Annotated in this window: 15 protein-coding genes; 13 read left to right on the top strand and 2 right to left on the bottom strand. The window is 63.9% G+C overall.

The features are described from left to right. Positions 1 to 16 precede the first annotated feature (16 nt). The 4 genes from AC1DZE_RS20680 (at position 17) to thiL (ending at position 5804) form a co-directional block, all read left to right on the top strand. Positions 17 to 1978: a site-specific recombinase gene (locus AC1DZE_RS20680; protein ID WP_457282303.1), complete on the top strand. Its 1962-nt coding sequence runs from the start codon at positions 17 to 19 to the stop codon at positions 1976 to 1978. A gap of 409 nt (positions 1979 to 2387) precedes the next feature. Continuing rightward, complete coding sequence (locus AC1DZE_RS20675; RefSeq protein ID WP_477700495.1) at positions 2388 to 3647, top strand: cation:proton antiporter; 1260 nt, start codon at positions 2388 to 2390, stop codon at positions 3645 to 3647. Further along, positions 3637 to 4776, top strand: a complete 1140-nt coding sequence (locus AC1DZE_RS20670) for a YbdK family carboxylate-amine ligase (protein WP_457282305.1) — start codon at positions 3637 to 3639, stop codon at positions 4774 to 4776. Before AC1DZE_RS20675 ends, AC1DZE_RS20670 begins: the two co-directional genes overlap by 11 nt. A 35-nt stretch (positions 4777 to 4811) precedes the next feature. Continuing rightward, positions 4812 to 5804, top strand: coding sequence for a thiamine-phosphate kinase (gene thiL, locus AC1DZE_RS20665; RefSeq protein ID WP_477672035.1), 993 nt, complete (start codon positions 4812 to 4814; stop codon positions 5802 to 5804). Positions 5805 to 5846: 42 nt separating this feature from the next. Here the strand turns inward: thiL and AC1DZE_RS20660 are convergent, their stop codons facing one another. Then, positions 5847 to 6038 carry a hypothetical protein gene (locus AC1DZE_RS20660; protein ID WP_477672034.1) on the bottom strand — a complete coding sequence of 64 codons (192 nt, stop codon included), beginning with the start codon at positions 6036 to 6038 and terminating at the stop codon, positions 5847 to 5849. A 147-nt stretch (positions 6039 to 6185) separates the two neighbouring features. On the opposite strand from AC1DZE_RS20660, the gene AC1DZE_RS20655 reads away from it, so the two are divergent. From AC1DZE_RS20655 to gshB, 9 genes are all read left to right on the top strand, one after another. Next, positions 6186 to 7100, top strand: a complete 915-nt coding sequence (locus tag AC1DZE_RS20655; RefSeq protein ID WP_477672033.1) for a LysR family transcriptional regulator — start codon at positions 6186 to 6188, stop codon at positions 7098 to 7100. 2 nt (positions 7101 to 7102) lie between these two features. Then, positions 7103 to 7642 carry a phosphatidylglycerophosphatase A family protein gene (locus AC1DZE_RS20650; protein ID WP_477670712.1) on the top strand — a complete coding sequence of 180 codons (540 nt, stop codon included), beginning with the start codon at positions 7103 to 7105 and terminating at the stop codon, positions 7640 to 7642. Then, the gene (locus AC1DZE_RS20645) at positions 7639 to 8154 is read left to right on the top strand and encodes a CinA family protein (RefSeq protein WP_477672032.1); all 516 of its coding nucleotides are present in this window, start codon (positions 7639 to 7641) and stop codon (positions 8152 to 8154) included. Before AC1DZE_RS20650 ends, AC1DZE_RS20645 begins: the two co-directional genes overlap by 4 nt. A gap of 85 nt (positions 8155 to 8239) precedes the next feature. After that, positions 8240 to 8731 carry a nuclear transport factor 2 family protein gene (locus tag AC1DZE_RS20640; RefSeq protein ID WP_477670710.1) on the top strand — a complete coding sequence of 164 codons (492 nt, stop codon included), beginning with the start codon at positions 8240 to 8242 and terminating at the stop codon, positions 8729 to 8731. Between the two features lie 17 nt (positions 8732 to 8748). Next, positions 8749 to 9681, top strand: coding sequence for an alpha/beta fold hydrolase (locus AC1DZE_RS20635; RefSeq protein WP_477672031.1), 933 nt, complete (start codon positions 8749 to 8751; stop codon positions 9679 to 9681). Between the two features lie 15 nt (positions 9682 to 9696). Further along, positions 9697 to 10170, top strand: a complete 474-nt coding sequence (locus tag AC1DZE_RS20630) for an OsmC family protein (protein ID WP_477670708.1) — start codon at positions 9697 to 9699, stop codon at positions 10168 to 10170. Beyond that, positions 10167 to 10820, top strand: a complete 654-nt coding sequence (locus tag AC1DZE_RS20625) for a DUF2238 domain-containing protein (protein WP_477670707.1) — start codon at positions 10167 to 10169, stop codon at positions 10818 to 10820. The genes AC1DZE_RS20630 and AC1DZE_RS20625 overlap by 4 nt, the downstream gene beginning before the upstream one ends. Before the next feature lie 100 nt (positions 10821 to 10920). Further along, positions 10921 to 12168, top strand: coding sequence for a benzoate/H(+) symporter BenE family transporter (locus AC1DZE_RS20620; protein WP_477700494.1), 1248 nt, complete (start codon positions 10921 to 10923; stop codon positions 12166 to 12168). Beyond that, a complete protein-coding gene (gene gshB / locus AC1DZE_RS20615; RefSeq protein WP_477670706.1) occupies positions 12165 to 13130 on the top strand; it encodes a glutathione synthase in 966 nt (321 codons plus the stop codon). Before AC1DZE_RS20620 ends, gshB begins: the two co-directional genes overlap by 4 nt. Positions 13131 to 13160: 30 nt before the next feature. Here the strand turns inward: gshB and AC1DZE_RS20610 are convergent, their stop codons facing one another. Continuing rightward, positions 13161 to 13955, bottom strand: coding sequence for a class II glutamine amidotransferase (locus AC1DZE_RS20610; RefSeq protein WP_477673544.1), 795 nt, complete (start codon positions 13953 to 13955; stop codon positions 13161 to 13163). Between the last annotated feature and the right edge of the window lies 1 nt (position 13956).

Below are 13956 nucleotides of genomic sequence, written 5' to 3'. Positions count from 1 at the left end.
TGGGTTTGACCGGCTGATGAAGGATCTTGCTTCCCTCCTGAAGGCGCTCGACCCCGACGCCGACCTGGCCCAGCGCCATGTCTGGCTGATCAAGCTTTTCGAGTGGATTCGCGGCGACCAGACTTCCGTGCCTGCGGCCGTGTCACGGGTACAGGCGTTGATGGACGCCGTGGAGATGCAGCCCGAAGTGCGCACACGGCTGCAAGCCTGGTGGCAAACGCTGATGCAGACCGTTGACATCACCACCTTGCTGGCCGACTTCGGCTTTGCTCCGCGCACGGCGTTTGTCAGCGAGCTGGCCGAACGCCTGCGTCGCAAGCTGCTTCCCGGAACACCCGAAACCACCGATGCTTCGGAGCTTTTCCCGCTGGTCGCTCCCACGCGCTTCGATGCCCAGTGGATGGGCGCACTGGAAGATGCCCAGATCAGCCGCCTGACGCAGCTGCTGTCGGCCAGCCCAAAGCTGGATGCACTGCACTGGCAATACAGCCTGATGGACGCCCTGACGTATTGCACTGCGCAGATTCGCGCCACCGGTTTTGCGCCGGAGCTGCGGCTGCGCATGAACCGCGCCACGCCACACGCCCGGGCCTTCCATGCCCTGCCCGCTGATATTGACGAGCTGCGCAACGCGTTCTTCAAGCCTGACCGGAACGAAGCCCAGCTGCAATCCGCCATCGCACAGTACCGTGAGCGACTGGACGCCTGCCGCCAGGCCGTCAACAGCATTTACGTGCACCTTGAAGACCACGGCATCTCCGTCGGCATGGTGTTTCGCCTGCGCCAGTTACGCGAACGCATCCTGCGCGTGCGCGAACTGCTGGACGCCCTGCTTTCGGCCAAACCCGGCATGGCTGCGCTGAAACTGCTGACGCGCCGCGTCATCACGGCGCAGGAGAGCAAAAGCATAGGCGCGCTGATCAGCGCCAACTCCACGCTGCTGTCGGCCAAGATGGCTGAGCGCAGCGCAGAGACCGGGGAAACCTACATCACCCGTACCCGCGAGGAATACCGCGAAATGCTGGGCAAGGCCATGGGCGGCGGAGCGATCACCGCTTTCACCACGCTCCTGAAATTCATGGTCGTCGCCGTTGGTCTTTCTGCCTTCTGGGGCGGCTTCTGGTCCAGCGTCGTCTATGCCGGCAGCTTTGTTGTCATCCAGCTGCTGCATTTCACATTGGCCACCAAGCAGCCTGCCATGACCGCACCGGCGATGGCGGCCAAGCTCAAGGACATCGGTTCGGTCGATACGACCGGCCCCATTGAAGCGTTTGTCGACGAGGTGACACACCTGGTGCGTTCGCAAGTTGCGGCGGTGTGCGGCAATGTATTCATGGTCGTTCCGGCCGTGCTGCTCGTCAACACGCTGATCCAGGTCGTTCTGGGCCGGCCCATGATCAGCGTCGCCGACGCGCACCACGTGCTGGAAACCCTCACCGTGATGGGCCCCGCCCTGCTATGGGCCGGGTTCACCGGCGGCATCCTGTTCGCAGCCAGCATGATCGGGGGCTGGACCGAGAACTGGTTTGTACTGCATCATCTTGACTCGGCGATGCGCCACAACCCGCGTATCACTTCCGTGCTGGGCGGCGAGCGCGCTGCGCGCTGGTCCGGCTTCATGCGCGACAACATTTCGGGTTTCGCGTCCAACATCGCACTGGGTTTCATGCTCGGCCTCATACCGGCCTTCACCGGTTTCTTCGGGCTTGAACTCCAGGCCCGCCACGTCACCCTGTCAACCGGACAACTGGCGGCGGCCGGCGCCTCTCTCGGGCTCGAAGCATTCCGGCACTGGCAAATCTGGTCCTGCATCCTTGCCATTCCCCTGATAGGCGCGCTCAACCTCGGTGTGAGTTTTTACCTGGCGTTTCGTCTGGCCCTGCAGGCGCACAACGTGAGCAACCTGGACCGGGCCCGCATACGCATCGCCATCTGGGCACGCCTGCGCAGCCACCCGCGCAGCTTCTTCATGCCCTAAAAGCTGGCTCCCCCTGTCCAGGCTCACTTCGTGTAGCCTGTTCCCCCCTCAAGGGGGCGGCGCCTGGGGCCGGCGAAGCCGGACCCTCGGCCCCCACTGGTGAAATACCCCCGCTGCATACGCCCTGAATCTTCACGCCAGCATGAGCCGTGGAACCGGCTTTGCCGGGCCACAGGCGGGCGGCCCCCTCGGGGGGCAGGGAGCGACACGCAGTGCGCGACCGTGGGGGCCACATTCAGGTTTTGTCCTACAGGTCCCGCCGCGAGGCGCCTGTAAATTAATGCAACGTTTCTTTTCAGGAACACCACCGGGCTTCATGCCGCCAAGGCTGGCCACTCAACGCGCAACATGCCGCAGACACAGGGCATGCTTGTAGAAGAAGTCCTGACGACAGTGGAGACAACCCCGTATGAACGAAATTCTGGCCATATGGGCTGAGTGGATCAAGCCGTCGGCAGGTTTGCCGACCGTGCAATGGTCCATTCTGCTGGCGGTAGCGGCTGCTGCCGGCCACCTCGCCAACCGCTACACAGGCCTGCCCAAGGTCATCGGCTATTCACTCGTCGGCGGGCTGGCCGGACTGGCCGGTTTTACCGGCGCCGTGTGGCCATTGCAGGGCACCGGGCTTTTCCTGCTGGAGCTGGGCGTTGCCGTGGTGCTGTTTGAAGCGGGCGGGCGCATTCCGCTGCGCTGGTTTCGCCACAACCCCATGGTGCTGGTGCAAAGCCTGGCTGAATCTGCCCTCACCTATGTTTTTGTCCACTGGGCCCTGAGCAAGCTGGGCGTGCGCGAGATCGTTGCGGAGTCGCTCGCGCTGCTGGCCATGGCCGCATCACCGGCCGTTCTCTCGCGTGTGGCGATCGACACAGGTGCCGCCGGACCGGTGACGGAACGCGCCCTGGTGCTGTCAACGCTGGGCACCCTGTATGCCCTCACGCTGTGCAGCGCCCGCGCCGGCCTGATGCCGCGGGGCGAAGCCGCGCTGTCAAGCCCGCTCTACGCAGTGCTGGTGGTGCTGGGCCTGTCCGTCGTGGTCGGCGCTGTGCTCGCCCTCACATTGCGCATCGCCTTGCGAGTGATGAGCCCCACCAGCGAGAACACCGCCATCCTGCTGCTGGCACTGATCGCCACAGGCGCGGCGCTTGCAGCCCACTTCGGCGGCTCGGCGCCGCTGGCGGCCCTGCTGGGCGGCATGCTGCTCAAGCAACTGAACCCGCGCCCCTGGTCATGGCCGCGGCAGATGGGCACGGCCTCGTCGATGCTGACCATGTTGATGTTTGTGCTGGTCTCCGTGGTCGCCGCGCAAGCAGACTGGAGCGGGCCTGTTGCCGGGCTCGTCATCGGCATGGTCGTGGCCCGCATGGTTGCCAAGATTACCGGTGTCGCCATCGGTAACGTGGGCAGCGGCGCCAGCTGGAAGCAGGCCCTCTGGGTCGGCTGCGCGATGTCGCCGATGTCATCGGTGGCGCTGCTGCTGGTTTCACAGTTTGCGGCGGCCTCGGGCGCCACGGGGCGTCAGATTGCCAGCGTGGCCCTGCCTGCAATCTTGCTGATGGAAGTGCTGGGTGCCGTGCTCGCCACCGTGGCCATCTACCGCTCGGGCGAAAGCTCCAAACCCTGGGCGCCGCTCACACGCAGCCCTTCAACAGGACCTGTTCATGAGTCTTGAACCTTTCCAGAAGTCCGCAGCCCTCTCGCTGGGTGTCGAGCTTGAACTGCAGCTCGTCAATACCCACGACTATGACCTCGCGCCGTATGCCGAAGACATGCTGCGCCTGATGGCCAAAATTCCGCTACCCGGCGCCGTGGTGCCGGAGATGACGTCCAGCATGATCGAGATCTCGACCGGCGTGTGCCATAACGCCTCGGAGGTGCTGGGCCAGCTTTCGCAGATTCGCGACGCGCTCGTCAAGAGCGCCGACAAGCTCAACATTGCGGTGGTGGGCGGCGGCACGCATCCGTTTCAGCAATGGCACGAGCGCCGCATTTACGACAAACCGCGCTTTCGCGAACTGTCGGAGCTGTACGGCTACCTTTCCAAGCAGTTCACGATCTTCGGCCAGCACGTGCACGTGGGCTGCCCCGACGCCGACAGTGCCCTGCTGACGCTGCACCGCATGTCGCGCTATATCCCGCACTTCATTGCCCTGTCGGCATCTTCGCCTTACGTGCAGGGGCAAGACACAGCGTTTGATTCGGCGCGCCTCAACTCCGTGTTTGCCTTCCCGCTATCGGGCCGTGCACCGTTTGCCCTGACGTGGGACGACTTCACCGTGTACTTCGACAAGATGACGCGCACCGGCGTGGTCAAGAGCATGAAGGACTTTTACTGGGACATCCGGCCCAAGCCGGAGTTCGGCACCATCGAGATCCGCGTGTTCGACACCCCGCTGACCGTGGAGCGTGCCACCGCGCTGGCCGGCTTTGTGCAGTCACTGGCCTCCTGGTTCATGCACGAACAGCCCTTCATGCCGGTCGAGGACGACTACCTGGTCTACACCTACAACCGCTTCCAGGCCTGCCGCTTCGGGCTGGACGCAGTCTATGTCGACCCGGCCACGGGCGGGCACATGCCGCTGCGCGAGCACATCCTGCTGACCATGGCACAGATTGAACGCCATGCCACCGGCATGGGTGCCGGTGCGTCGCTGCACCTGCTGCGCAACAGCGTGGAGCGTGCCGACAATGACGCCCGCTGGCTGCGCGAAAAGCAGGGCGAGGAACACCTGCTGGCCGAAGTCATACGCCAGGCGGCCGACCGTTTCCGCGGTGGCGTCACGCACCAACAACATCCCTGATCCGGCTTTGCCGGATACCCTTGTATGCTCGGCATATGGGTGAATTTGACCTGATCGCACGCTATTTCACGCGTCCCGCCGGCCGGGCCGTCCTGGGTGTCGGTGACGACTGTGCATTGCTGCAGCCCGCGCCCGGCACACAACTGGCCATCTCCAGCGACATGCTGGTCGAGGGCCGGCATTTCTTTGCAGATGTAGATCCTTTTACCTTGGGCCACAAGGCGCTGGCCGTCAACCTCAGCGACCTCGCCGCCTGCGGCGCCCAGCCCCTGGCATTCACACTGGCCCTGGCCTTGCCCCTTATCGACGACGCCTGGCTGGCCGCGTTTTCGCAAGGCCTGCTGTCGCTGGCCGATGCGCACGGCTGCGAACTGGTGGGCGGCGACACCACCCAGGGGCCGCTCAACATCTGCATCACGGTGTTCGGCGAAGTGCCTGTGGTCGGCGGCAAGAGCCAGGCATTGCTGCGCTCCGGCGCAAAGCCCGGCGACGACATCTATGTCAGCGGCACGCTGGGTGACGCCCGGCTTGCCCTGGAGGCGCTGCGCGGCGCCCTGGCCCTGCCTCCAGGCGTCCTTGCACAGACCCGCCAGCGGCTCGAACAACCCACGCCGCGCGTCGCCCTCGGCCTGGCCCTGCGGGGTGTTGCCTCTGGAGCCATCGACGTGAGCGACGGCCTGCTGGGTGACTTGCAACACATCCTCAAGGCATCCGGCGCCGGCGCTACCATCGACACCTCACTTACTATCAATTTAATAGCTGTCCGCGCTTGTCCTGATTGGGCCGAAGGCACAATTCCCCATGAAAAGCAGCTGGAATGCGTACTGGCAGGCGGGGATGATTATGAGCTCGCCTTCACCGCGCCGCCCTCCGCGCGTGAGGCCGTACGGGCAGCTTCACGGCTTGCCGCAACGCCCGTCACCCGCATCGGGAAAATCGACTCCCAGCCAGGCCTTCGACTGATTGATGCACAAGGAAAAGCTGTTTCGCAGCGCTTCTCCTCGTTTGATCACTTTGTCGGGAAATAGACAAGGAAAGACAGCGCGTTTGCGCGCCGGCACCGGCGTGGTTCAGGTCCCCGTCTGTTTGCGCAGCCGGGCGTGGCGCGCCAGACTCTGTACAAACCGGGTTGCTGCCCGCAGGGCGGCCGGCGCGGCCCCGTTGCCGAAATTCTCCACGGCCTCGCGGCGTAGTTGCCTCGCACGCTGCCCGGCCAGATCGATCAGGCGGTTGTGCTCGTCAAGCGAAAGGGTGCGGTTCATGATGTTTTCCTTTTCTGTCCCCGGGGTTTGCGGGGGGTGAAAGCACTGTAGGAAAAGCACGGCCCGCCGGAAACGGCATGGTCCGCAAATGGGTCTTGCGCTGGCTGCAAAGCCACCCGCAGGCCCTGTACTGGTTACCATTGACCCATGCGCAACCTTGGCTTCGACGACATGCTCCTCTTTGCCCGCGTGGCCGAGCTGGGCACCCTCTCGGCCGTTGCCCGCGAACGCGACGTACCGGTCAGCCAGGTTTCGCGCAGCCTGAGCCGCATCGAAAAAGCCTGCGGTACGCGCCTGATCCATCGCTCCACGCACGGTTTGGCGCCCACCGCAGAGGGCGAAACCTTTCTGCAGTACTGCCGCCGCATCGTGGGAACGCTCGACGAACTGGAAGGCGAATTTGCCAGCCAGTCGCGGCAAGCCACCGGCTGGGTGCGTGTGGCGGCCAGCACGGTGGTCGCCCAGTACCTGCTGGCGCCCAGTTTTGACAGCCTGCACCGGCGCCACCCGCAGCTGTGCGTGGACCTCCAGGTGGAAGACCGGCTGGTGGACATGGCGCGCGACGGCATCGACATCGCGATTCGCACAGGCACCCCGGTAACCGACACAGTCGTTGCACGGCAAATCGGTGCGCTGGGCCGGCGCCTGTATGCTGCGCCGGGCTACCTTCAGGCCTACGGAACACCCCGGCACCCCGATGAGCTGCACAACCACCGGCTGATCACCAACAGCGGCGTGCCCATGCTCAACCACTGGCCCTTCGTGATTGACGGGAAACCCAGCGTGATCGTGCCCAAGGCATCCTGGCGCTCCGACAATACCGGCATGACCGCCACGCTCACGCTGCAGGGCTTGGGCATTTCACGCTGCGCCACGCTGGTCGCCGAACCCCTGGTGCGCCAGGGCTTGCTCGCCCCCGTGCTTGCGGACTTTGTCGACGACCAGCCCAGCCCGATTTACGCCGTCACACTCACCAACCGCCACCGCCTGCCCAAAATCAAGGCCTGCATCGACCATTGGGCCGAGTGGCTGGAAAAAACCAGCGCGGCCCCAGCTTCATGACCATGACATCCGAATTCACCCCCCCACCAGAAGCCCCCAGCCCGGCGCGGTTCCGGCCCAATGTCCGGTTCCTGCTGTCGCATCCTGCGCATTTCATCGCCCTCGGTTTCGGCTCGGGCCTGAGCCCGGTGGCGCCCGGCACGGCCGGCACACTCTGGGCCTGGCTGGCTTTTCTGGTGCTGCAGCAGTGGCTGTCGCCGGCCGACATGGGTTGGCTGATTGCCGCCTCTACCCTGATTGGCTGGTGGGCCTGCACCGTCACCGCGAAGGCCATGAACGTGCTCGACCCCGGCAACATCGTCTGGGACGAAGTGGTGGCCTTCTGGCTGGTGTTGTGGCTGGTCATGCCGGCGGGCTTCGAAGCGCAGCTCGCCGCGTTTTTGCTGTTTCGCTTTTTTGACGCCGTGAAGCCCGGCCCGGTGGCATGGGCTGATCAGGCTTTCAAGGGCTTTAGCTGGCGCGGCGGCTTCGGGATTTTGTTTGACGACTTCGTGGCGGCGTTCTGCGCCCTGCTGGTGATCGCCTTCTGGAGATTCTGGTGAGCAGCACATTGCTATCAAAAGAGGAGCTGCTTGCGCCCGTCTCTATTGCCTTGGTGGCCGATTTATTGCTCAAAAAGGGCTGGATGCTCGCCACGGCCGAAAGCTGCACCGGCGGCATGATTTCGGCGGTGTGCACCGACCTGGCGGGCTCCAGCGCCTGGTTCGAGCGCGGCTTTGTCACCTATTCCAACGAAGCGAAAAACGAACTGCTGGGTGTCGACGCTGCGCTGATTACCGTGCACGGCGCTGTCAGCGAGGAAGTGGCCCGTGCGATGGCTTCCGGCGCCCTGGGCCACTCCCGTGCGCAAGTGTCGGTGGCCGTCACTGGAGTGGCCGGCCCGACAGGCGGCAGTGCCGCCAAGCCTGTCGGTACGGTATGGTTTGGTTTTGCGCTGCCCGGCCGGCTGGTGTCTGAAGTCCGGCGCTTTGACGGCGACCGTGCCGCGGTGCGCAGCGCCACGGTGCAGCATGCGCTGCAGCGGCTGCTGCAATTGCTGCGCGAAGCCGGCTGACGCGTGAGCGACGCCGGCCCCTACCAAAGCGCTATAGAGTCGCGAAGCCACGAGGCCACCCGAAAACAACCACCCAGGAGACACCATGCACCCCAACCAGGCCACCCTCGAGAAGTTTTACAGCGCTTTTACACGGCTGGATTCCGACACCATGGCGACCTGCTACGCCCCGGACGCCGCTTTCGACGACGCGGCGTTTTCACTGCGGGGGCACCGCGAGGTCACCGGCATGTGGCACATGCTGTGCGACGCCACAAAAGCCAAGGGCATGGATGTCTGGAAACTCACCTACAGCGGGCTGGAAGCCGGCGCGAGCACGGGAAAATCACACTGGGATGCCTACTACCGCTTCAGCGCCACTGGGCGCATGGTGCACAACAGCATTGACGGCGCGTTTGAATTCAATGAACAGGGCCTGATCACGCGGCACCGTGATCACTTTGATTTCTGGACCTGGTCGCGGCAGGCGCTGGGCGCGCCCGGCCTGCTGCTGGGCTGGACGCCCTTCCTGCGCAACAAGGTGCGCGCGCAGGCGGCAGCAAATCTGCAAAAATACTTGGCCCAACGCAAGAGTTGATCCAAACGGGAGTTTTCATGTCCTGGTTTGACGGTTTTGAATCACGCAGCTTTGAGGTCAACGGCGCGTCCATCAGCGCGCGGTTTTCCCGGGTCGTGCCGGGCGATCCGCTGCGCCCGGCCCTGTTGCTGCTGCATGGTTTCCCGCAGTCGCATGTGATGTGGCACCGCGTGGCGCAACGCCTGGCAAAACACTACTTCCTGGTCATGCCCGATTTGCGGGGTTACGGAGACTCTTCCAAAACCGCAGGCCTGCCCGACCACAGCAACTACAGCAAACGCAACATGGCGCACGACATGGTCGGGGTGATGGATGCCCTAGGTGTGGACCGCTTTTACCTCAGCGGCCACGACCGCGGCGGGCGTGTGGCGCACCGGCTGGCGCTGGACTATGCGGCACGCGTGCAAAAACTCTGCATCATCGACATCGCCCCCACACTGGACATGTATGAAGGCCGCAGCATGACGGAGCCCTACATGGCGTTTGCGCGTGCCTACTACCACTGGTTCCATATGTTGCAGCCGGCGCCGCTGCCCGAAATCATGATGGGCGCCAACCATCCCGAAACCGCCAAAGCCTACCTGCACGCCAAGCTAGGCGGCTGGGGCAGCGCGGGGCTCAATTACATCGAACCTCAGGCCCTGGCCGAATATGAACGCTGCTTTTGCAACGCCGAAGCGCTGCATGCGGCCTGCGAAGACTACCGGGCAAGCGCCGGGATTGACCTGGACCACGACCGCGAAAGCCGCGCGCAGCACCTGAAGGTGGTCTGCGATTTGCTGCTCCTGTGGGGCGAACGCGGTGTGGTGCACCGGATGTTCGATCCGCTGGCGCTGTGGGAGGCGCAATGCAGCGGCGAGGTCTCGGGCCATGCCATGGCGGCGGGCCATTTCATCCCCGAGGAACAGCCCGTGGCGACGGCCACCGCGCTGCACAACTTCTTTCGCTGACTTCAAGGGGCGGCCATGTCGACTTACACGGCAGAGGTTTTGTGGGAAATCAATGGCGGCGATTTCCCGGGAAACCGCTACAGCCGCAGGCACCTGATCCGCTTCGACGGAGGCCTCGAAGTGCCGGGCTCTTCTTCACCGCATGTAGTGCCCCTGCCGATGTCGGACGCGTCAGCCATGGACCCGGAAGAGGCATTCGTCGCCTCGCTGTCGAGCTGCCACATGCTGTGGTTTTTGTCGATCGCGGCCAAACGCAAGTTTTCCGTGACACGCTACTTTGATGCGGCCAGTGGTGTGATGGAAAAGAACGCGGAAGGAAAAGTCGCCATGACCACCGTCACCTTGCGGCCTGACGTGGCGTTTGCCGGTGAACGCATGCCGACACGCGCCGAGATCGACAAGCTGCACCACGAGGCCCACGACGCCTGCTTCATCGCGAACTCGGTGAAAACCGATGTGCGCTGCGAGCCTGTGTATGGCGACGCATGACTGACCGCAGGCCGTTGCTGATCGCTCTCGGCCTGCTGGTACTGGCCGCGCTGGTGTGGTCGGGGATGGCGCCGTATGACCGGGGCACCTGGATGCTCGAGGTGGCGCCCGCCGTCATCGCCGCACCGGTACTGCTGGCCACGGGCCGGCGCTACCCGCTGACGACCTTGCTGTACGTGCTGATTGCGCTGCACATGCTGGTGCTGATCATGGGTGGCGCCTACACCTATGCCAGGGTGCCGCCGGGTTTCTGGCTGCAGGACTTGTTTCACCTGGGCCGCAACCCTTACGACAAGATCGGCCACTTCATGCAGGGGCTGGTGCCTGCGATGGTGGCACGCGAGGTATTGCTGCAGCGCGGCTACCTGGGCAGCCGCCGCATGGCAGGGTTTCTGTCAGTGTGCGTGGCCATGGCCATCAGCGCGGTGTATGAACTGGTGGAGTGGTGGGCCGCCTTGGCGCTGGGTCAGGGCGCGGATGAATTTCTGGGAACCCAGGGGGATCCCTGGGACACGCAGTCGGACATGTTCATGGCCTTGATCGGAGCTGCGGTGGCGATCACGCTGCTGGGCCGGTGGCATGACCGGCAAATGCGCAAGCTGTCGGGCTTGCAGGAACTTTGGCCGCAGGGCAATTGGGCTGGGCGCTAGTCGCTATTGAATTCATAGCAATCGGGTGGAGTCCATCTGGAAGGCAGCTCTTCCTCTTGCGACCTCATGCCCTGCGTGCCAACCCTGCCAGAATCCCCCCATGCAATTTTTCAAAGACCTCAACCTCGCCGCCTTCACCGCGGGCTTCGTCGCAGTCCTGGTCGGCTTCACCAGCTCGGTTGCCATCGTCTTTCAGGCAGCCCTTGCCTTCAACGCCACGCCTGCCGAGATTGCCTCGTGGATGTGGGCGCTCGGCATCGGCATGGGTTTGTGCTCTCTTGTGCCGTCGTTGTGGTTGAAAAAGCCGGTGATGGTGGCCTGGTCCACACCGGGTGCCGCCGTGCTGGCCACTGCAGGGCTGGCTGGCGGTTTCTCGATGGGAGAGGCGGTTGCGGCATTTATGGTCAGCGCGGCGCTCATCACCTTGTTCGGCATCACCGGCTGGTTTGAAAAAGTCATGAACCGCATTCCTGTGGCCATCGCCTCCGCGTTGCTGGCGGGTGTGCTTGCGCGCTTCGGCATCCAGGCCTTTGCGGCAGCTCAAACGGCTTTGCCTTTGGTGCTGCTGATGCTGGCGATCTACTTATTGGGCAAGCGGTTGATGCCGCGCTATGCGGTAGTGCTGACGCTGGTCGGAGCCATTGTGTTTGTCGCTGCGCGCGGGCAACTGGCGTGGTCTGGGGTCGCTTTTTCGTTGGCGATGCCGGTGTTCGTGATGCCGAAGTTCACACTGGCCGCCATTGTCAGCCTGGCCATTCCGCTGTTTGTGGTGACCATGGCTTCGCAGAATCTGCCGGGCGTGGCAGCCATCCACGCCGCCGGTTATGGGCCGGACAGTCCGGACGGCGGCATTCCGGTGTCAAAAATCATCACGCTGAGCGGCCTGACCACGCTGGTGCTGGCGCCTTTTGGCGCGTTTGCCCTCAACCTGAGCGCCATCACGGCGGCCATCTGCATGGGCCGGGAAGCGCATGAGGACCCCGCCAGGCGCTACACCGCGACCGTATGCTGCGGCGCGATCTACATCGTGATCGGCATATTCGGCGCAGCGATCACCGGCCTGCTGACAGCTTTCCCAAAAGAGCTGGTCGTGGCCATTGCCGGGCTGGCGCTGCTGGGTACCATCGGCAACGGCCTGGCCGCGGCGGTGAAGGAGGAATCGCACCGGGAAGCGGCGCTTATCACTTTTCTCGTCACCTTGTCGGGCGTCGTAATAGCCGGTGTGGGCTCGGCCTTTTGGGGTGTCGTCGCGGGCGCGATTGCGCTCTTTGTACAACAATACGGCCAACAGCGCCGGGAAGCCCGCTCCGGGGCGGCGCCAAACCCTGGGACACGTTCCACACCATGAATCTTCTTTTTGTTGCCGATCCGCTCGAGTCATTCAAGATTTACAAGGACACCACCTTTGCCATGATGCGGGAGGCGCAGCGGCGCGGGCACCGCGTCAGCGCCTGCGAGCCGGCCGACATGAGCTGGGAGACCGGTGCGAAAGTCACAGCCCAGGTGCGCCACATCACGCTGACAGGCGACGCAGATGTGTGGTTCACGGCCGATGCCGCCCGGCCCGACGGCCGCGAAGCCATTGCGGGTTTTGATGCGGCGGTCATGCGCAAGGACCCGCCTTTTGACAGCGAATACTTTTACAGCACGCACCTGCTGGAGCAGGCCGAGCGCGAAGGCGCCAGGGTCTTCAACAAGCCTGCCGCCTTGCGCGACCATCCTGAAAAGCTTGCCATCCTCGAGTTTGCGCAATTCAGCGGCCCGACGCTGGTCACGCGAAGTGCGGCCGACATCAAGCGCTTTCATGCCGAGCACAAGGACATCATCCTCAAACCGCTGGATGGCATGGGCGGCATGGGCATCTTCCGCGTGAAGGAAGACGGCCTGAATCTGGGCAGCATCACCGAAACACTGAACAGGAACGGCGCCGAAAGCGTGATGGTGCAGAAATTTTTGCCCGAGATCGTCAAGGGCGACAAGCGCGTGCTGGTCATCGGGGGAAAACCGGTTCCTTTCAGCCTGGCGCGCATTCCCCAAGGCAGCGAAGTGCGCGGCAATCTGGCAGCCGGCGGCGTGGGTGTGGCGCAGCCGCTCTCAAAGCGGGATTTTGAAATTGCCGAAGCGCTGGGCCCGGTGCTGGCCGCGCGCGGCCTGCTGCTGGCCGGCGTCGACGTGATCGGCGACTATGTGACCGAGATCAATGTGACCAGCCCGACCTGCTTCCAGGAAATCCACGACCAGGCCGGTTTTGACGTGGCGGCCATGTTCATTGACGCACTGGAGTCGGCCCTCACGACAGCCGGCGCCTGACGGCCTGATCGCACAAGCGGGCAGCAGCTGTCAGGCGGCGATGAGTGCGCCGCCTTCAAACACCTTGAGTTCCCCGGGCGCAAATGAGGTCCAGTTTTCATTGGTAGTGAGCGGCGCCGTGACCACCACGGCGACGCGGTCGGTCGGCCTGGTGTGCTCGGCAAAATTCACGCTCACATCCTCGTCGCTCAGCGTGGCATGCGCAAAGGGGTGCTTGCGCTCTACGTAATAGAGGTTGGTGGACGCGTGCGCCCACAAGGCCTGGCCGTTGCTGAGCAAAAAGTTGAAGGTGCCGTGGGTGGCGATGTGCGCCGCAAGCTCACGCAGCGTGATGCTCAGCTCCTGCACGCTGGGAACGCCCGCGTGAGACTTGGCCATCTCCTGCATGATCCAGCAAAAAGCGCGCTCACTGTCAGTGGTGCCGACGGGCCGGAAGCTGCCGTGCAGGCGGGGCGAAAAATCTTTCAGGTCGCCGTTGTGGGCAAACACCCAGTAGCGGCCCCACAGCTCGCGCACAAAGGGGTGGCAGTTCTCCAGCGCGACACGTCCCTGCGTGGCCTTGCGGATGTGTGAGATGACGTTGCGGCTTTTGATCGGGTAGCGGCTGATCAGCTCGGCCACCGGTGAACTGCAGGCCGGCTGGTGGTCGACAAAATGGCGCAGGCCGCGGTCGCTGCCGCCGGCCACTCTGTCGTCGCCCTCAAAAAAAGCGATGCCCCAGCCGTCGGCATGGTGGTCGGTGTGGCCGCCCCGCTGCGCGAAGCCCCTGAAACTGAAGGTCACATCCGTTGGCGCATTGCAGTTCATGCCGAGAAGTTGGCACATG

The sequence above is a fragment of the Polaromonas sp. P1_F1 genome (assembly GCF_056405795.1).
Note: the sequence above shows the minus strand (reverse complement) of the source record. Positions and strands in the feature narration are given on the sequence as shown.